The organism is Corynebacterium sp. p3-SID1194, assembly GCF_025144155.1.
GTDB lineage: Bacteria > Actinomycetota > Actinomycetes > Mycobacteriales > Mycobacteriaceae > Corynebacterium.
Map to the genome: position 1 here is coordinate 35,382 of NZ_JALXWY010000001.1, position 17,823 is coordinate 53,204.

Annotated in this window: 16 protein-coding genes and 7 tRNA genes; 8 read left to right on the forward strand and 15 right to left on the reverse strand. The window is 62.3% G+C overall.

The window, feature by feature from the left end; all coding sequences use genetic code 11:
* The first annotated feature begins 382 nt into the window (after positions 1 to 382).
* Entirely contained in the window at positions 383 to 1,339 is a 957-nt protein-coding gene (locus tag M3G19_RS00165) for a hypothetical protein (RefSeq protein WP_259899753.1), read from the forward strand.
* A gap of 76 nt (positions 1,340 to 1,415) precedes the next feature.
* On the opposite strand, the gene M3G19_RS00170 is transcribed toward M3G19_RS00165, so the two are convergent.
* Positions 1,416 to 3,068 (reverse strand): RNA polymerase sigma factor, encoded by a 1,653-nt coding sequence (locus M3G19_RS00170; RefSeq protein WP_259899754.1) that lies wholly within the window; start codon positions 3,066 to 3,068, stop codon positions 1,416 to 1,418.
* Between the two features lie 219 nt (positions 3,069 to 3,287).
* On the reverse strand, positions 3,288 to 4,097 hold the full coding sequence (gene ppgK, locus M3G19_RS00175; protein ID WP_259899755.1) for a polyphosphate--glucose phosphotransferase: 810 nt from the start codon (positions 4,095 to 4,097) through the stop codon (positions 3,288 to 3,290).
* A gap of 224 nt (positions 4,098 to 4,321) precedes the next feature.
* On the opposite strand from ppgK, the gene M3G19_RS00180 reads away from it, so the two are divergent.
* Complete coding sequence (locus M3G19_RS00180; protein WP_210574272.1) at positions 4,322 to 4,615, forward strand: DUF4193 domain-containing protein; 294 nt, start codon at positions 4,322 to 4,324, stop codon at positions 4,613 to 4,615.
* 3 nt (positions 4,616 to 4,618) lie between these two features.
* Here M3G19_RS00180 and M3G19_RS00185 read toward each other — a convergent pair whose 3' ends face one another.
* Positions 4,619 to 5,182 carry a DUF3093 domain-containing protein gene (locus M3G19_RS00185; RefSeq protein WP_259899756.1) on the reverse strand — a complete coding sequence of 188 codons (564 nt, stop codon included), beginning with the start codon at positions 5,180 to 5,182 and terminating at the stop codon, positions 4,619 to 4,621.
* A gap of 111 nt (positions 5,183 to 5,293) precedes the next feature.
* Between M3G19_RS00185 and dut the strand changes: the two genes are divergently transcribed.
* The 4 genes from dut (at position 5,294) to dxs (ending at position 10,122) form a co-directional block, all read left to right on the forward strand.
* Positions 5,294 to 5,767, forward strand: a complete 474-nt coding sequence (gene dut, locus M3G19_RS00190) for a dUTP diphosphatase (RefSeq protein WP_259900215.1) — start codon at positions 5,294 to 5,296, stop codon at positions 5,765 to 5,767.
* Positions 5,768 to 5,810: 43 nt separating this feature from the next.
* Positions 5,811 to 6,770 (forward strand): DUF3710 domain-containing protein, encoded by a 960-nt coding sequence (locus tag M3G19_RS00195; RefSeq protein ID WP_311198323.1) that lies wholly within the window; start codon positions 5,811 to 5,813, stop codon positions 6,768 to 6,770.
* A gap of 16 nt (positions 6,771 to 6,786) precedes the next feature.
* Entirely contained in the window at positions 6,787 to 8,073 is a 1,287-nt protein-coding gene (locus M3G19_RS00200; protein ID WP_259899757.1) for a class I SAM-dependent RNA methyltransferase, read from the forward strand.
* A gap of 138 nt (positions 8,074 to 8,211) precedes the next feature.
* On the forward strand, positions 8,212 to 10,122 hold the full coding sequence (gene dxs, locus M3G19_RS00205) for a 1-deoxy-D-xylulose-5-phosphate synthase (protein ID WP_259899758.1): 1,911 nt from the start codon (positions 8,212 to 8,214) through the stop codon (positions 10,120 to 10,122).
* Between the two features lie 16 nt (positions 10,123 to 10,138).
* Here dxs and M3G19_RS00210 read toward each other — a convergent pair whose 3' ends face one another.
* The gene (locus tag M3G19_RS00210) at positions 10,139 to 11,356 is read right to left on the reverse strand and encodes an HRDC domain-containing protein (RefSeq protein WP_259899759.1); all 1,218 of its coding nucleotides are present in this window, start codon (positions 11,354 to 11,356) and stop codon (positions 10,139 to 10,141) included.
* A 3-nt stretch (positions 11,357 to 11,359) separates the two neighbouring features.
* Positions 11,360 to 12,019, reverse strand: coding sequence for a DUF3000 domain-containing protein (locus M3G19_RS00215; protein WP_259899760.1), 660 nt, complete (start codon positions 12,017 to 12,019; stop codon positions 11,360 to 11,362).
* A gap of 133 nt (positions 12,020 to 12,152) precedes the next feature.
* On the opposite strand from M3G19_RS00215, the gene hemQ reads away from it, so the two are divergent.
* The gene (gene hemQ / locus M3G19_RS00220) at positions 12,153 to 12,854 is read left to right on the forward strand and encodes a hydrogen peroxide-dependent heme synthase (protein ID WP_259899761.1); all 702 of its coding nucleotides are present in this window, start codon (positions 12,153 to 12,155) and stop codon (positions 12,852 to 12,854) included.
* 113 nt (positions 12,855 to 12,967) lie between these two features.
* Here hemQ and msrB read toward each other — a convergent pair whose 3' ends face one another.
* The 9 genes from msrB to M3G19_RS00265 all read right to left on the reverse strand — a co-directional run bounded on the left by msrB (position 12,968) and on the right by M3G19_RS00265 (position 15,941).
* A complete protein-coding gene (gene msrB / locus M3G19_RS00225; RefSeq protein ID WP_259899762.1) occupies positions 12,968 to 13,387 on the reverse strand; it encodes a peptide-methionine (R)-S-oxide reductase MsrB in 420 nt (139 codons plus the stop codon).
* The gene (locus tag M3G19_RS00230; RefSeq protein WP_259899763.1) at positions 13,353 to 14,609 is read right to left on the reverse strand and encodes a glycosyltransferase family 87 protein; all 1,257 of its coding nucleotides are present in this window, start codon (positions 14,607 to 14,609) and stop codon (positions 13,353 to 13,355) included. Before M3G19_RS00230 ends, msrB begins: the two co-directional genes overlap by 35 nt.
* Before the next feature lie 25 nt (positions 14,610 to 14,634).
* A complete protein-coding gene (locus M3G19_RS00235) occupies positions 14,635 to 15,312 on the reverse strand; it encodes a dihydrofolate reductase family protein (protein ID WP_259899764.1) in 678 nt (225 codons plus the stop codon).
* 54 nt (positions 15,313 to 15,366) lie between these two features.
* Positions 15,367 to 15,442: transfer RNA gene (locus tag M3G19_RS00240), tRNA-Gly, on the reverse strand.
* A 20-nt stretch (positions 15,443 to 15,462) separates the two neighbouring features.
* Positions 15,463 to 15,534, reverse strand: a tRNA-Val gene (locus M3G19_RS00245).
* 27 nt (positions 15,535 to 15,561) lie between these two features.
* Positions 15,562 to 15,635, reverse strand: a tRNA-Cys gene (locus tag M3G19_RS00250).
* Positions 15,636 to 15,675: 40 nt separating this feature from the next.
* Positions 15,676 to 15,751 (reverse strand) — tRNA-Gly (locus M3G19_RS00255).
* A 20-nt stretch (positions 15,752 to 15,771) separates the two neighbouring features.
* Positions 15,772 to 15,843, reverse strand: a tRNA-Val gene (locus tag M3G19_RS00260).
* 22 nt (positions 15,844 to 15,865) lie between these two features.
* Positions 15,866 to 15,941, reverse strand: a tRNA-Gly gene (locus tag M3G19_RS00265).
* Between the two features lie 280 nt (positions 15,942 to 16,221).
* Here M3G19_RS00265 and M3G19_RS00270 point away from each other — a divergent pair.
* A tRNA-Val gene (locus M3G19_RS00270) sits at positions 16,222 to 16,293 on the forward strand.
* A 406-nt stretch (positions 16,294 to 16,699) separates the two neighbouring features.
* Here the strand turns inward: M3G19_RS00270 and M3G19_RS00275 are convergent.
* Positions 16,700 to 17,191, reverse strand: a complete 492-nt coding sequence (locus M3G19_RS00275; protein WP_259899765.1) for a ParA family protein — start codon at positions 17,189 to 17,191, stop codon at positions 16,700 to 16,702.
* Positions 17,192 to 17,823 lie beyond the last annotated feature (632 nt).

Genomic DNA, 17,823 nt, shown 5'->3' on the forward strand with positions numbered 1-17,823 from the left:
GGGCACAGAAGGTAGGCCGAACGGAAACGACGCCGGCAATGTCCCGCCGACTCCTCCCGGCTTCTCCCGCGGGCCGGGTGCCGGGTTCCCGCAGGGGCCGACCTCGATGCCGCCGGGCGGCGGCATCTATTACGGCCAGCCAACCCCATACTCCCCGGGGGACCGTCCAACAGCCCCGTACCCGCTCTACCAGTCGCCGCAGCAACAGCCGGTCGCTTCTGACGAGACGCACCAGGCGCAGCAACCGACGAACCACGCAGTAGAACCCGGGGTCCAGGGCGCCCCGGACCAACCGACTTCTTTCCCGCCCCAGAATCCGAATGTCCCTCCTGGCCCTCCAATGGCACCGCAGCAACCCGGGAAGCCTAGTGTCCTTCTTCCTGTGCTCTCCATCGTTCTGCTTATCGCGGTGATCGGCGGGGCAGTTGCCTGGATTCAGCGGGAGAAAGTCCCAGAAATCGACCAGCGTGCCGTCGACCACACATTTGTTGACGGCAAAATGGTGAGCTGCGAGCTCGGAGAAGAGCTCTTTGATTCCCTCGCCTGGCAAGATGTTTTCCTGCCGTATGACAGGGATGACTCGTGTTCTGGGTGGGTTGAAACGACCGAAGGCGATATCAGAGTCGATTTCTCTCTTCAGTCAGAGACGTTAGAAGGTAAGGTATCCGCCTCCGCCATCGAAGCCTGGGAGGAGACTACCTCGGAAACCCCTGGAGATCCCTGGTGCATGATGACTACCGATGATCCGGCATACCCCGATCTCGTCTTGTCTGTGGGCGCGTCGTGTGAACCACTGCATCCAATGGCCCGCAAGCTGTCTGATCTGTCCTCTATCGCTGCGGGAGAGATACCCAGCGATTATGGCGATGATACGGTGCCCACTCGATTCAACATTATTGGGAAAAACTACTCCAAACTGTTTCCAGATGCCGTTCCGATGGGCACAAGGGAGCCCATTGAGTCGAAAGATTTGAAAAACGCCACGCTGAGTCTGGGGGATATTAGTGTCTCCCGGTTCGGAGTAGAAACGGTCAAAGGCATGGACGATGAAATATGCGTTGATGCGGTTCTCAACGTGGGCGAATTCAAGGATAAGAACGCGGCAGAATTCGGTGTCCCTGGCCTAGGTGTCGTGAATCCGGCAGGCCAAATGGTCTGGCTTGAACAACAGAAACACCATTCTGACGTAGAGGAATACGAGAAACTCGATCTCACCTACTGTGGCCTTCACACAGGCGATTTCCGTCACGCAACGCACCTCTTTGTCAGCTATGACGAGGAGAACGACGAGTTCACCCCCGTGTGGAGTTTCGACATCAAAGGGGAAGTAGGGAGCTAACTCCGCAGAGCAGAAAAGCCCGTAGGCTCTCTTATTTTCAAGAGACCTACGGGCTTTCGCGTCGAGTGCGCGTTGACTAGTCGAGGTAGTCGCGCAGCACCTGAGAACGCGAGGGGTGGCGCAGCTTCGACATCGTCTTCGACTCGATCTGGCGGATGCGCTCGCGGGTGACGCCGTAGACTTGGCCGATTTCGTCGAGAGTGCGGGGCATGCCGTCAGTCAGGCCGAAGCGCAGACGCACGACGCCGGCCTCGCGCTCGGAGAGCGTGTGGAGGACGTCCTGGAGCTGGTCCTGCAGCAGGGTGAAGGACACGGCGTCCACCGCGACGACGGCCTCAGAATCCTCAATGAAGTCGCCGAGCTGGCTGTCGCCCTCATCGCCGATGGTCTGGTCCAAAGAGATCGGCTCACGCGCGTACTGCTGGATCTCGAGGACCTTTTCCTCGGTGATGTCCATTTCCTTCGCCAGCTCCTGCGGAGTCGGCTCGCGGCCGAGGTCCTGCAGAAGCTCACGCTGGATACGGCCGAGCTTGTTGATGACCTCGACCATGTGCACCGGAATACGGATGGTGCGGGCCTGGTCAGCCATCGCGCGGGTGATCGCCTGACGGATCCACCACGTGGCGTAGGTGGAGAACTTGTAGCCCTTGGAGTAGTCGAATTTCTCGACGGCGCGAATGAGACCGAGGTTGCCTTCCTGAATCAGGTCCAAGAAGGCCATGCCGCGGCCGGTGTAGCGCTTCGCCAGGGAGACCACGAGACGAAGGTTTGCCTCCAGCAGGTGGTTCTTCGCCTTGCGGCCGTCGCGGGCGACGGCGCGCAGGTCGCGCTTCATGGCCGGGCTGAGCTTGGCGTCCTTGTCGCCTTCGTCGGCGGCGCGCTTCATCTCGTCCAGGCGGTACTGGGCGTACAGACCTGCCTCGATGCGCTTGGCCAGGGACACCTCCTGCTCAGCGTCGAGCAGGGCGACCTTACCGATCTGTTTGAGGTAGGCGCGAACGGAGTCGGCGGACGCAGTCAGCTGCGCATCCTTGCGCGCTTGGCGCAGGGCTGCGGATTCCTCGATATCCCAGACAGACGGCGCGCCAGAGTCGTCATCGTCATCATCGTCGCTGCTAGCCGGAGCCTTCTTGGAACCGTCTTCCTCGCCGAGCTCGGGCACGACATCCTCGGAGTCGTCTTCCTCGTCCTCGTCTTCGATGGCAGCGTCGACAACTTCTTCGTCATCGAGGTCGTCCTCGAATTCCTCGTCGCCGAGGTTGTCTTCGTCGAGATCGTCGTCCATGTCGTCATCGAGATCAGCGCCGTCGATATCCGCGTCGAGCATGTCGTCGTCGAGATCGTCGTCGTCTTCAGCGCTCTCGTCGAACTCATCGGACTCGTCCGGGGCCTCGACCTTCGCCGCGGCAGACTTGCGCACAGTCTTCTTTGCGGCGGACTTCCTCACCGTCTTCTTGGCGGTTTTCTTGGTCGTCTTCTTCGTGGTCTTCTTCGCCGTTTTCTTGGCGGTCTTCTTCGCCGTCTTCTTAGCAGTCTTCTTCACTGCTTTCTTGGCAGTTTTCTTCGCCGTCGTCTTTTTAGCGGCGGTCTTGCGGGCAGGCGAAGTGGCGCCGGTGTCCCCGGATGCGTCAGCGCTGTTCTCAGGGCTCTGGTTTTTAGATGGGGTGCTCGCTGCCACGTACGACCTTTCATGAGCTCGCCGCTTCTCTTCGTTGGTGCGCCACCACAATACGGGACTGCGGTGGCGGCAGTGTCAACGCGGAGAGGCGGAGTCTATTCCTGCGTCCATGTGTTACGGCGCGGTACAAGCCCCAGCAGAAATGTCTTCTGCCAGCACTAGAACCGCTAAGTTATTGAACAACCCTACAGCATACGCACGCACACTCAGTGAGCGCCACCTTGTGAAAGTCATTAATTTCAGTGTGCGGTGGAGCTTTAGGGGAGGAAGTTACGGAGTGATGTCCTTCCACACGGCCATCGCGGCACCGACGATTCCGGCACGATTGCGGAGCGTGGCCGGTATGACGGGAGTGTCGATGGTGAGCAGCGGCACCCATTTGTCTGACTTGCGAGAGATGCCGCCGCCGACGACGAAAGCGGACGGATTGAACAGTCGCGCGTACTCGGCCAGAACACGGTCCACGCGCTTGGCCCACTTCTTGTAGCTCAGCTCTTCGCGGTCACGCACTGCGGAGGAGGCTTGGTGCTCGGCCTCCTTGTCGCCGACCATCATGTGCCCCAGCTCTGTGTTGGGGAAGAGCGCGCCGTCCATGAGGAATGCAGAGCCGATGCCTGTGCCGAAGGTGAGGAACATGACGGCACCGGTCTGGGCGGCTTCATCACCGAAGGCGACCTCGGCCAAGCCGGCTGCATCAGCGTCGTTAAGCACTGCGAGCTCGCGGCCCGGTAGGTGGCGAGTGAAAAGTTCGTGGACGTTGGTGCCGATCCACGAGTCGTCGATATTGGCGGCGGTGCGTGCGATCTGGTCGGTGACGACCGATGGCAGGCAGATGCCCACGGGGCCGTCCCAACTGAGCTGGCGCACGATCTCCGCCGTCGTCTCAGCGACAGCATCAGGGGTGGCTGGCTGCGGGGTCTGAATTTTGACGCGGTCGCTGACGAATTCGCCGGTCGTCATATCCACGATGGCGCCTTTGACGCCAGAGCCGCCGATGTCAATTCCGCAGCAGTGCGCGTGCGGTGTTTCTTTCGCAGCGTGCGCGTTGTTTTCGTTGGTTTCAGCCACCCCAGTGTTCATGGTTGCTGATTCTAGTCATCCCGCTGTTATGAGTGCGGTGCGGTCCTGCGGGAGGCGGCAAGCGTGACACGCCAGAGACGCAATGCGCGGGGGAAACATGACAGACGGGACACGTTGATTTAGTATCGCGTCGAAAGAAGGCAGTAAAGGCCGTCAGCGGGTGGTGTTCCACCCAGAAAAGCGCGGTTGATGCTGCGACGATGTATGGCAAAGGAGACCCACTAGTGGCCACCGATTACGACGCGCCCCGCCGACGTCTCGACGATGAGATTGAGACCGACTCGCTAGAGGGGCTCAAGGCCGAGGAAGTCGCCGGCAGCAGCATGGACGACGACGGCGAAGTCGTCGATGCCTTCGACCCGCCCCAGGTGGATCTGACCGGCGAGGAGCTCAACGTCTCCGTCGTGCCGAAGCAGCAGAACGAGTTCACCTGCGCGTCCTGCTTCCTGGTGCAGAAGAACAACCGTCTGGGCCACACGGAGTCCGACGGTTCGAAGATCTGCCTGGACTGCGAGTAGTTTCTAGCCCTTCTGAAGCGGGGCGATTGCTTGTTCCGCTTGCGCAGGGACGAACGCCCGGAGAAGTTTCTCCGGGTTCTTCGACGACACGAGCCAGTACGGAGTGGGGTCCTCCGGATCGTCGAGCACGAAGAGGGCGAGCTCCTTAACCCACGCATGGTGGATGAGGTATGCGGCCGGGTCGAGCTGACGCCCGAGCGCGTTCTGTTTCGCAGACTTGGGCACAGCAAGAGAACGCGTGACGACGTTGTCTGGCAGGTTCGCGTCTCCCGCCACCAGCCAGCGGGTCCCATCGCTATCCTTCTCCACCTTCACCACGGTGGACGACAGGTGGAGCAGGAACCACACGATCACCGCGGCGACGAGAACGAAGGTGATGGCGAACCACCAGAAGCCACGGTTATTGCCCATTTGGGCGCCGAGCAATACGGCGAACGCGATGCCGATGATCCACCACCACGCGGGCACCCACTGGCGTTCTGAATAAAGCACCTCCGGGGAACCGGAAGCAGTCTGCGATGCCCCGGCGGGGTTGCTGGTCACATTCTCTTTGGCGTTGTCCGTCACGCCTTCCATGTTAAGCAGCGCGGGGACAATCTTTGAATTGCTCGCCGCGACACTGCGCCACGGCGGGAGCATGGAGCGGTCACGTAGTCTGGGGCCGTGACCAACCACGCGATGAATCATGCGAATGAAAGCGCCGCCGGTGGGGGAATCGGCCCCATCCCGTTGAAGCGGCTCGATCCCGAGTTGCCTGTGCCCAAGCGCGCGCACCGTGGCGACGCCGGTGTGGACCTGCACTCCGCTGAAGATCTCACGATCGCGCCGGGGGAGCGCGCTTTAGTGAAGACAGGGATCGCGTTGGCGCTGCCGCTGGGCACCGTCGGCTTGATCCACCCGCGCTCAGGCTTGGCGGCAAAGCACGGGATCACGATCGTGAACGCGCCGGGCACCGTGGATGCGGACTACCGTGGCGAGTTGATGGTGTGTCTGCTCAATACGGACAAGGACACGCCATTCGAGATCACCCGGGGCATGCGTATCGCACAGCTCGTTGTTCAGCGGGTGGAACTCCCGGATTTCGTCGAGGTCGACGAGCTTGACGAGACGGTCCGCGGCGCCGGCGGGTACGGTTCAACCGGCGTGAACTGATCGATTACATCAAGCACAACTAGCACAAGGAGATCGCAGCACCATGGGATTTTGGCCGTTTGGCAAGAATAAGAAGAAGGCGGCTGACGCTGCTGAAAAGCTCACTGCAGACGCTAAGGACGCAGAGCAGTCGAGCAACCCAAGCTCCGAATTCACCGTTACGGACCTGCAGGAGGGCGCGAGCTCCGAAAAAGCAGAGAAGCCGAGCGACCCGAGCTCCGAGTACACCATTACGGACCTGCAGGAGGGCGCGAGCTCCAAGGAGTCCGAGGAGGAGTCTTCCGAGGAGGACGAATCCGAGAATGAACCCGAGCCCAAGCTCGTATCCGCTGCGGCGGACAAGGCAGAGGATGCGGACCACGTTCAGTCCCAGACCCAGGCCTACGCGGGGCCGGTCACAATCGAGCACGACGCCGTTGGCGGCGACACTGGTCCATTCGACGGCGACAGCGTAGACATCGAGGATTTCGACTTCAGTGATTTCGCTGAAGGCATTCTGAATCTGGGTTCGATCCAGCTGCCGCTGCCGAAGGGCTCCCAGGTGCAGGTGGAGATGGGCGAGCAGGGCCCGCGCATGCTCCACGTCGTGACCGAATTCGGCCGCGTCACTCCGGTCGCATTCGCTGCGCCGAATTCCGGCGGCATGTGGGAAGAGTCGAGCGACGAGATCATCGAGGGGATGCAGGGTGAGGGAATGCCCGCCACCTTCGAGGAAGGGCCGTGGGGCCGCGAGGTCGTGGGCCGCGGAGACAACGGTGTCATCCGCATCGTCGGTGTGGAGGGCCCGCGTTGGCTCTACCGTGTCACGCTCGCGGCACCGCACGGCAAGGAAGATCAGCTGGCTGAGCTGGCGCACGAGATCATTGCCCGCTCCTTCATCTACCGCGGCTCCTCCCCGGTGCTGGCAGGCAACTCCCTGCCGGTTGAGCTGCCCGCGCAGCTTGCCGCGCAGTTGCAGCAGGCAATGGCGCAGCAACAGCAACAGCAGCAGAACCAGAACTAGAACAAGCACTCAAGACATGGACGACCGACCCACCACGCATTCACCAGCACTGAGCGTGGGTGACACTCTCACGCTCACACCGACGACGATGGCTCACGGCGGGGAGGCGATCGCGCACGCGCCGGACGGGCGGGTCGTCTTTGTCGCCGGCGCCATTCCAGGCGACACCGCATCGGTGGTGTTGACCAAGGTGAAAAAGAACTGGGCGCGTGGGGAAGCGCAGGCCATCGACACCCCGTCGCCGGACCGCGTGGACCCGGCCTGCCCCGCTGCGGAAGCGGGCGCCGGGTGCTGCGACTACTCCCACATCACGCCGACCGCGCAGGAGAGGCTCAAACGCGAAATCCTCGTCGGCCAGCTGGACAAATTCGCGCGCCCGAGCGGTGTTCTCACCGGCTTCGACCTCGCCATCGATCTCGAACAGGACACACTCGCGCCGCTGACCGGTTGGCGCACGCGCGTCCGCCTCGGCGTGGGACCGGATGGGCGCGCCGGGATGCGCCGGGCACGCAGCCACGACGTGATCGCGGGGGTGCGCTGCACGCAGGTCAACCAGGAAGCGCTCGATGGAATCGTCGGTGCCGATGCGCGCAGGTTCACTCCGGGCGCGGAGCTCGTCGTCGTGGTCGATTCACGCGGCACGCGCCATGTCGTGGAGACTCAGCGCGCGCAGCGCGGCAAGCGGATCGAGCGCATCGAGACCCGGATCGAAGGCGATTCCGTCGTGACCGAGGCAGTTCCCGCGCCGCAGAGCAGCGGCATCGAAGAATCGGTATTCCGTTTTCCGCCCACGGCATTCTGGCAGGCCCACACCACAGCTCCGGCCACGTACTGCCGCTATATCGCCGATTGGGCGGCGGACACCTATGCACGGCCCGTCGGATGGGACTTGTACGGGGGAGTGGGGTTGTTCGTGCCGTCGATAAGCGATGCGCTCGGCTCGAGGGCGCACGTGGTCAGCGTCGATTTTTCGGCGGCGGCGACGCGCGATCCGCAACCGGCGCTGGCGGATGTCGACGTGGAGGTGCGCAACAGCAAGGTCGAGTCGAGCATCGACGGGCTGCCCGATCCGGGGCTGGTTGTCCTCGACCCGCCGCGCACAGGTGCCGGCGCGGATGTCGTGGAGGCCGTCGCTGCACGCGCGCCGCAGCGCGTCATTCACATCGGCTGCGATCCCGCGACGTTTTCGCGCGACCTCGCAGCGTGGGGCGGGTGCGGGTACGCAGTCGAGCGCATGGCGCTTATCGACGCCTTCCCGAACACTCACCACTTCGAAGTTCTCACGAGCCTTATCCCGCGCTAATTCCGAAGCAGGAGAATGATGGTTTTGGCTACACGCGGTGTAAACTCGATCAGAACGAGAGAGTCCGTCCACGGTGACCCGAGCTGGGCAGAAACCGGGGCGGGGGAAGAATTCGCCGAGAAGGAGCCAAGACGACTAGTGAGTAGCCTTGACCACCGCGATTTTCCTGCTGATCTGAAGGACATGTCGAGGGACGAGCTTGACCGTCTCGCGAATGAAATCCGCGAATTCCTGATCGAAAAGGTCTCCGCCACCGGCGGGCACCTCGGCCCGAACTTGGGTGTGGTGGAGCTGACGATCGCTTTGCACGCGGTCTTCGATTCGCCGGAAGAGCCGATCATCTTCGACACGTCCCACCAGTCCTACGTTCACAAGATTCTCACCGGTCGCGCCTACCAGTTCGACACGCTGCGCCAGAAAGACGGTCTGTCGGGCTACACCAACCGCAGCGAGTCGGAGCACGATTGGACGGAGTCGTCCCACGCCTCCGCGGCGCTGTCTTACGCAGACGGCTTGTCCAAGGCGAAGGTGCTGCACGGCAAGGGCGACAAGAATGTCGTGGCTGTCGTCGGCGATGGTGCGCTGACCGGCGGAATGTGCTGGGAAGCGCTGAACAATATCGCTGAGAGCGACCGCAATGTCGTCATCGTGGTCAACGACAACGGGCGCTCCTATTCGCCGACGATCGGCGGCTTCGCCCGCAACCTGGATGAGCTGCGCTCCCAGATAGCACAGATTCGGATTCAGCCGGGCTACGACGAGGTCATGGAGCAAGGCAAGCGCACCCTCAAATCCATGGGCTGGGTCGGTGAGCGCGCTTTCGATGCCCTCCACGCGATGAAGGAGGGCATCAAGCACCAGGTGGTGCCCACGCAGATGTTCCAGGAGCTGGGCATGAAATACGTCGGCCCGATCGAGGGTCACGACATCGGTTCGCTGATGACGGCGTTGGCGTATGCAAAGCAATACGACGGCCCGCTGATCATTCACGTGGCTACCGAGAAGGGTCACGGCTTCGCTCCGGCTGTCAACGACGAGGCTGACCAGATGCACTCCACCGGCGTCATCGACCCGGTGACGGGTGAGGCGCTCGGTGAAGCGGGGCCCGGTTGGACCTCGGTCTTCTCGGAAGAGCTTCTCCGTGCAGCCCACGAGCGCGAAGACATTGTCGCGCTCACCGCGGCGATGGCAGGCCCGACGGGGCTGACTCCGTTCGCGGAGAAATTCCCGTCCCGGTTCTTCGACGTCGGTATTGCCGAGCAGCACGCGGTGACCTCCGCGTCTGGCATGGCGTTGGGTGGCCTGCACCCGGTCGTCGCGGTGTACTCCACCTTCCTCAACCGAGCGTTTGACCAGTTGCTCATGGATGTCGCACTGATCAAGCAACCGGTGACTTTGGTGCTGGATCGCGCCGGTGTCACGGGCAGTGACGGTGCGAGCCACAACGGTGTGTGGGATATGGCGATCACGTCGATCGTTCCCGGTATCCGTGTGGCTGCGCCGCGCGATGCGGACCGTCTGCGCGAAGAATTCCGCGAGGCGATCGCGATCGAGGACGGCCCGACGGTGGTTCGTTTCCCGAAGGGCGACGTCGGCCCCGCCATCGATGCGGTGCGCCGCACGCCGGGCGGCTGCGACATTCTGGTTGAGCCGCTGGGCGAGGAAAGCGACGATACCCCTGAGGTGCTGGTCATCGCCATCGGTGAGTTCGCAGACAACGCAGTGCGTGTTGCGAACGAGCTCAACGGTGAGGGTCAGCGCATCACCGTGGTGGACCCGCGCTGGATCGTGCCGGTGAACGCGGAGCTGATTGAAATGGCCGCATCCGCCGACATGGTGGTCGTCCACGAAGACGGCATTGTCCGCGGCGGCATCGGATCCGTGATCTCCGAGGCACTCAGCGCTGCCGAGGTGGATACGCCGCTGCGCCGTCTGGCATTCCCGGACGTGTTCCCGAATCATGCGTCACGTTCGCAGCTGATCGCGGATGTGGGCCTGGATGCGGCCTCTGCCCAGGCATCTATTGAAGAGTGGATCGGGAACCTCTAAGCGCTGCGCGAAGCAGTTAGACCTCTATCAACCCGAACAGCGGGGCGACTTCCGCGATCTGCCATTCGCGGGCGCCGAGCGAACGCAGCAGCACCGCAACGCGGTGCGTGCTCCACGGTCCGGGCTCATTGGTCACCGTCCACACCGCTTCACGCAGCGTCGCTGGAGTGAGCAAGACTTCGGCTTGCATTTCGAGCTGGGCTGCGGAATACGCCACTGCCGATCGCATGGCTTGCAATGCCTCCCATGAATCAGGGTGGTGGCGCTGCCATGCGGATTTCCCAGGCGGGCCGGTTTCGTTATCGTCCGCACGCCTTTTCCGCGTCGGCCAGGTCGACGGATCGGAATCGTAGACGGACTGCAGCACCGGAAACCAGCGTTGCACAGCGCCGCGTCGGCGTTGCGGAAATCCGGGGACCGCACCCAGATCACGCGGAGACCGGGGCAGGGCTTTCGCGACGGCGAGAACGACCTTATTGGGCAGGATTTGCGACGGAGATTTATCACGGTCGCGCGCTTCGGTATCGCGCTCTTCCCACAAGGCGCGTGCGACGGCGAGGGATGTCCGCGACTTCAATTGCGCGATTCCTTTGAGATCCCGCCACGTTTTCACGGTCGGTTCCCACTCAGCATATTCGGCGACGATGAAGGCGAATTCCTCGTCCGCGATCTCGAGTTTGTCGGTGGCGGCGAGCAGTTCGGCTTGCGCTTCGGCGAGCTCATTGAGGTAGATGACGTCCTCGGCGGCATAGTCGAGCCATTCCGCCGGCAGGGGAACTTCAGACCAATCCTCGCGGCCGTGACCTTTTTCAAGGACCACGCCGCAGAATTCCTCGACCATGGCGGCCAAGTTTGGCTTGTCGAAGCCGGCGATGCGGCCCGCCAGCGCGGTGTCGAAAAGCGTGCCCGGGTACAAGCCGAGCTCGGAAAGACTGGGGAGGTCCTCCGGTGCGGCGTGGACGATCCAGTCGCCTCCGCCCACCACGGGCGCGAGAATCGATTCGAAGTCATCACGGTGACCTTCGGGCGCGAGCAAGAAGGTGCCGGCGCCGCGGCGGAAGATCTGGACTAAGAAGGCGCGGTCGTCGTAGCGGTAGGCTGACGCGCGCTCAGTGTCGATGGCGAAAGGGCCCCGTCCGGCAGCTAGCGCCGCAGCGGCACGCTGGTACTCCTCCGGCGAGGTGGCGACAGTATAGGCGCCGGAGCCGGAGGTGCGACGGGAAGTATCAGGCATCGGTTAGCGGCGGCCGTCGATGCCAGCGACACCTTCCGGCGGAAGGCCGGCGACGTGGGCGAGCACCTTCGAAAACGCCTCGACGTGGTGGGCGAGGTCGGTGCCGGCGGCGGTCCAGGAGGCGCGCATCTCGATCTGGTAGGCGCGCGGCGGACCGCCGATCTCGCCGAAGCGGACCGACGATGTGGATGTCACGGTGCCGCCGAGGTTGGTGTATTCGGCACCTGATTCGGCCAGGGATTCGCCGAGCCACTGCCACGCGACATCCGGCAGCAGCGGGTCGGAGGCCACCGCGTCGTCCATGTCCGCCTGGATGTAGGCGACCAGACGCATGGAGCCCTCCCACGCCTCTTCGGAGGACGGGGAGTACAGAAGGATCAGGCGACCGAACGCGTCGCCTTGGGAGTCGGTGGGGATAGGCGCGTCGTCGTTAAGCTGTTGTACCTCGAGGCCCACGGCGTGGCTGAACGGCGCGGGGCGCTGCGGCGGACGGATGGTGCCCAGGCTGATCTCCGGACGCAATTGCGCGCGGTGCATGGACTCCACTGCTTCGTTGAATTCGGCAGGGATCGTCGCGGACTCCCCGTTCTGCGCGTCGGTCGCGGCAGTTTTCGTGGTCGGGGAGGGGGCGGCGGAGAGCTGCGGGTGGTCCGAATGTGTCACGCGTTCCAAGCTAGACAGTGCCTGGCCGCATTCTGTGGAGGCGCGCCGTTATCCGTTGAAGCACGCCCTGTAGGATCGGCGGATAGAACTTTTGTTGGACCTCCCCGCGGTAGGGGAAGAAAGGATGTGCGGCATGACTCAGCCGGATATTGAAAAGCTCAACAACACTCAGCGTTACGCCCAGTGGGCGACGTTCCGCGCGATCCCGGGCGCGCTCGGCACCGAGCGTGGGGATGTCATCGCGGAGCTGAAGAAGTTCTTCGCCGGCCTCGAAGAAGAGGGCAAGGTCGTCGTCCGCGGCATCTACGATATCTCCGGCATCCGTGCGGAGGCCGACGTGATGATCTGGTGGCACGCGGAGGAATTCGAAGACATTCAGAAGGCGTACAACGATTTCCGCCGCACGACTGTGCTGGGTCAGTGCCTCGAGGTCTTCTGGATCGGTGTGGGCCTCCACCGTCCGGCAGAGTTCAACCGTGGCCACCTGCCCGCCTTCATCATGGGCGAGGAGCCGCAGGATTGGATCACGGTCTACCCGTTCACCCGTTCCTACGACTGGTACGTCATGGACGCGGACAAGCGCCGCCGCCTGCTCATCGAGCATGGTCAGGCCGCCGCGGACTACAAGGATGTGCGGGCTAACACGATGTCGGCGTTCTCCCTCGGCGATTACGAGTGGATGCTCGCTTTCGAGGCGCCGACGCTGGGTCGCATCTCCGATCTGATGCACAAGATGCGCTACACGGAGGCCCGCCTCCACGTGCGCGAGGAGCTGCCGTTCTTCTCCGGCCGCCGCGTTGCCGATATCGCAGAGATCGTCGAGGTCCTGCCGTAAACCTCGGCGCATAAAGCATTCGCTTATCGACGAAGCGCCTGCTCCCGCACCCTCCGCGGGGACAGGCGCTTTTCGCTGTCCTAAAGCAGCTCAGCTACCGGGAGCCGGCAGCTTTACTGCACCGGCTTTTCCTCCAATGTCATGGAGATGGAGTTGATGCAGTAACGCAGGTCGGTCGGGGTGTCGTACCCCTCACCGGCGAACACATGGCCCAAGTGGGAGTTGCAGTTGGCGCACAGCACCTCGGTGCGCACCATGCCGAGCGAGCGGTCCTCGCGTTCGATCACCTTGTCGCCAGCGAGCGGGGAGAAGAATGACGGCCAGCCGCAGTGGGAGTTGAATTTCTCGGTGGAGCGGAACAGCTCTGCATTGCAGGCGCGGCAACGGTACACGCCTTCAGTGGTGGTGTCGGTGTACTCGCCGACTCCCGGTGGCTCCGTGCCGGCCTCGCGGAGCACGTGGTACTCCTGCTGGCTCAGGCGCTCACGCCACTGAGTCTCAGTCCAGTCGCTGTAATTCGTGTTGTCCGCCATGGCGGTGCGTCCTTTCAGGTCGGTCGGAAGTGCTGACAGCCACGGCCCACGCCGCCACTGCGACGATGAACACCGCCCAGCCGACAGTAGGCAGGAAGGTGTCGAGCCAGCGGCCGGTGACGTAGTGGCCGTCCACTACCCAGGTCAGCGGTGACAGGCACAAGATTATTCCCGCCCATGCGGCAGGCGAACGGAAAGCGCTGAGACGGTGGCCGATGGTGAACACAGCGGGGAAGAGCAGCATCGAGTAATACGCCTGGCCAAGCGAGGACAGCAGGCACACGCCGGCGAGGAGAACAGCGGCGGTGGTGGTGGCCCAGACCCACTCGGCGGTGAAACGGTAGCGGGCCAAGAACACCACGGCGACGAGCGCAGCAGCGGCGAAGAGAAGGAAGAGCACTGTGTGCAACCAGCCCGGCATGCCGAAATAGACCGCGGCGCCGGATAGCGAGGAGTTCGCGTAGTCGCGCGTGATGCCGAGATACGGCGCGACGATATCGATGTAGTCGCGCGCCCCAGGGGTCAGCGGCCAGGCGATCAGATTGAGCACGACAGGCACAGCGATGCCACCAATGATCGCGCGCCAATCCAGACGCAGCAGGGGCAGCAGCAACAGGGGCGCGAACATCGGCTTGATCAGGATGCACAGACCGAGCACGAGTCCGGCGGCCCACGACGAGCCGGCGCCCGCGTTGAGCAGCCAGGCGAGGAAGGCGACGAGCCCGAGGAAGAGAACGCCGTTGATATTGGTGAAGCCCAGGGTGTTTGTCACCGCTTCGGTCAGAAATGCGAGGGCCACCGCGCCCGGGAAAACGGGGGAGGACAACCGATGCCCGGCCAGCCGTGTCAGCCAGGCCAGTGCGCCGATGATGCACGCGGCGTTGACGAGGATGAACAGGGCACGAACCGCGCCGATATTGTCCACCAAACCCAAAGGAGACAGCAGCAATGTTGCGCCCGGGTTGTACAGGTAGTGCGGGTCGACGTGGTGGTAGAGCTCGTTGTACACCGGCTCACGGAGGACGAACCGGCGCGCGGCCGACCACACAGTGGTGAAGTCGTCGGTCACGGTGCCGGGCAGCGCTACCGCGAAGATGCGGTGGATGACAAGCAGCGCAGCCAGCGGCCACAGGAACACATTCGCCACCGCTGGGGAGCACTGACTGCCCTCCGGTGCGGGGGCGGACCAGGCGGTGCGTAATGCGTTCATGCGGGTAGTCACAGCCCCCAAAACTACTAAACGGACACTAGTTTCCCGTGCTCACCCGCCGGTACCGGGCGAAGATATGGGAGCCGGCGGAGTAGATGTCCTCCAATTCCAGCTCCACGTCGATATCGCCGTCCAAACCAGAAGGCTCGCCGTTGACAAAGGGGGCGCAGGTGAGGTGGAGGACATCGATAAGCGATGCTTCGAACATCGCGGCATACAGCGACGGGCCTCCCTCGCAGACGATGCGGCCGAGCCCGCGTCCGCGGAGCGTATCGACGATCTCCGACGCCGACCCCGAGCCCGTTCCCACGAGTTCGGCGCCTGCCTCCGCCAGCGCTTCGCGGCGCGGGGCGAGCTCGGCGTCCGTCAGTGACTCGTCGGGGGCGAGGATTAGCGGGCCTGGGCCGCTGAAAAGATTCGCGGATGTGTCGAAGTCGAGCGAACGCGACACCACGGCGATGGGAATGTCCGCCGGGCCGTAATCCTCGGCTTTGACCGTGCCAGAACCAACGAGGACGACATCCGCCCACTCGCGCAGCGCGAGCATGACTTCTTTGTCAGCGTCGTTGCCCAGCGCCCCGGACGTGCCGGACGCGGTGAACGATCCGAACGCCGTGCTGATCGCTACCGCGCGGACCTCTTGGGTCGCCGTCGACGGCCCGATGATCTCCGCGTGCGTCTTCGGTGATGCTTCAGATGAATCGGATGCAGCCATGGCAAAAGGATAACCCCACCGGCCGGAACAGTGATTCCAGCCGGTGGGGTGGTGTGGAGCGGATGACGAGACTCGAACTCGCGACCCTCACCTTGGCAAGGTGATGCGCTACCAACTGCGCTACATCCGCGTCAGGGCTTGTCGCCCTTGTGCGCGATACTGGGATCGAACCAGTGACCCCTACCGTGTCGAGGTAGTGCTCTACCGCTGAGCTAATCGCGCGCGATATTCACAATATTCACATGAATATGGAGGTGGAAACGGGAATCGAACCCGTGTACAAGGTTTTGCAGACCTTTGCCTCACCACTCGGCCATTCCACCGTGGGCGATTTCCGCCTCTTACACAGTACCAAGAGGTACGTGGAGCGGATGACGAGACTCGAACTCGCGACCCTCACCTTGGCAAGGTGATGCGCTACCAACTGCGCTACATCCGCATCAGGGCTTGTCGCCCTTGTGCGCGATACTGGGATCGAACCAGTGACCCCTACCGTGTCGAGGTAGTGCTCTACCGCTGAGCTAATCGCGCTTAAGCCCCCGTGGGGGGGACTTGGAGCGGATGACGAGACTCGAACTCGCGACCCTCACCTTGGCAAGGTGATGCGCTACCAACTGCGCTACATCCGCATGCATTCGTTCCGATGTGAACTTGTGCGACTAGAAACTCTAATGTGTCGCCCCGCGTTCGACCAAATCCCGTCGTTGTGACTTGTTTTTGGTGCGCCAAAGCGCGCGCTTATCGACACCGCCTGCTTCCCATCCCGCCCTCATCCCAGCGCCGGAACCCGGCCACACATTCCCCGTGCCCCGCCATCACACCCGAAGCTCACGTTCACGGTGTCTGTGCACGCGATTAGGGTCTTTCGCCACAGCAGTGTTAATGTATCCCTCGCGCCAAAAACGCAACGGTCCCATGGCTCAGTGGAAGAGCGTTCCGTTCACACCGGAAAGGTCGCTGGTTCGATCCCAGCTGGGACCACAATCTAGGTTGCCAACAGGCTCCTGACTCCCTTCGAATCTCGTCGATCAGTGCCCCGCTGAATGGCGAGATTTCGTATTTCTGATCTTTGCTAGCGGCGCAGGAGTTCTGCCACTTCAGGTGCTCCCGCAAAACTGCATGAGTAGCTAGCGGTTCTTCTTGACGTATTCTTCGAGGCACTACCCGACAATTTCACGCAAGGTGACTCCCTTGCGTGCGGCGATAGCTTTGAGTTCAGCATGCAAATCGCGGTCCACTTCGATGGTCATTTTCTTGACGTAATCACGGATTGAAGGCTAGTGGAACGCGGAACGTACGGACTTCGTGGGTGTGGCTGTGCTTTTCTTCGTGGCCTTTTTCTTAGTCCATGGGCCTTGTTGGGCGCGTGCGCGCGCTTTGCTGATGGTCACTTCATCATCTCCATAATCTCGTCGGTCACCTTGTCGTAACCATGCATGTCGGGGCTGGGGCAGTAGCCAAAGGCAAGGTGCATTCCCGCGCGCAGCGGGATCTCCGTTTCAAAGTGCGGCATGTCCTCGGCTTCAAGCGCTTCTCGTGCAGCTTCAAGCGCGCTGGTTCCCTTACGGGCGAAAGTCAGCGAGACAGCGTGCGGGGTGCCGCCTACAGCGCCGCGCAGCTCCCACACCCGCGACAGATCGGCGGCTGCGGAACGGGTCGGCATGATGATGAAGTCACTGACGGCGATAGTGGCTTCAATCGCGTTTTCGTCTCCGGGTGGTACGTCGATAAACATCATCTCGTTATCGGCGACTAAAGCGGCTCGGCGGTCCACGCGCTTTGGGATCGACAGCTCGACGTTGAACGGCAGCGGGTCGCCGCCGTCCTCGGCACGCTCGGCCCAGTCGAGAGCGGACCCCTGGCGGTTGAGGTTGGTCACGGTCCAGGGGGATACCGCGTTAGGCGAATACGGGTCGCTAGGGACATCGTGCTCGTTGTTTTCCCGACACCACCTTTCGCGTTGATAGTCATAGCTATGGCCAACAATCGGAAGGTGAAAGCCCCCTTAGATACGTCGGTGGCATTGCGATACTGCGCGTCTAGCTGCTTGATTTGATCCGGCAATTCACTGTTGCCGAAGAAAAGGATCGAGTCGGCGTCTCTAAATCCATGGTCTTTACAGGTCGATACTTTCGTATCAATATCCTTCCGGACGGAAGAAAGACATTGAAGAGACTTAATTTTCCCATAGACGTGGCAATGGCAGCTTGAAAGGTGCTGTCTTGCCCCTCTTTTCATGCCTCCGAAAGGGTCTATTTATGCGTTTGAAGGAAGCTTTAATCCTCTCTCTGGCTGTTTCTACCACTCTCGTCGCATTCCCTGTCGCTACGGCCAGAGCAGGTCCTGCCACGCAGAAGGGGGAGTGCGTCGAGACTCACCGGGTTCCCACTACTCCCGGTGCAGACCGAGAGACTGTTTCGAAAAATGACCTTAAACAAATCAATGAGGATATCGAGTCCGCGGGGGGCTTCCCCCTTGCCTGCGGGAACAGTTGAGTATGGGTTCAACGCT

Coding starts and splice junctions, on each gene's coding strand:
- ppgK (WP_259899755.1), bottom strand. CDS start 4,097: ATGAACACTGGGGTGGCTGAAACCAACGAAAACAACGCGCACGCTGCG.
- dut (WP_259900215.1), top strand. CDS start 5,294: ATGAATCATGCGAATGAAAGCGCCGCCGGTGGGGGAATCGGCCCCATC.
- M3G19_RS00195 (WP_311198323.1), top strand. CDS start 5,811: ATGGGATTTTGGCCGTTTGGCAAGAATAAGAAGAAGGCGGCTGACGCT.
- M3G19_RS00200 (WP_259899757.1), top strand. CDS start 6,787: ATGGACGACCGACCCACCACGCATTCACCAGCACTGAGCGTGGGTGAC.
- M3G19_RS00210 (WP_259899759.1), bottom strand. CDS start 11,356: ATGCCTGATACTTCCCGTCGCACCTCCGGCTCCGGCGCCTATACTGTC.
- hemQ (WP_259899761.1), top strand. CDS start 12,153: ATGACTCAGCCGGATATTGAAAAGCTCAACAACACTCAGCGTTACGCC.
- msrB (WP_259899762.1), bottom strand. CDS start 13,387: ATGGCGGACAACACGAATTACAGCGACTGGACTGAGACTCAGTGGCGT.
- M3G19_RS00235 (WP_259899764.1), bottom strand. CDS start 15,312: ATGGCTGCATCCGATTCATCTGAAGCATCACCGAAGACGCACGCGGAG.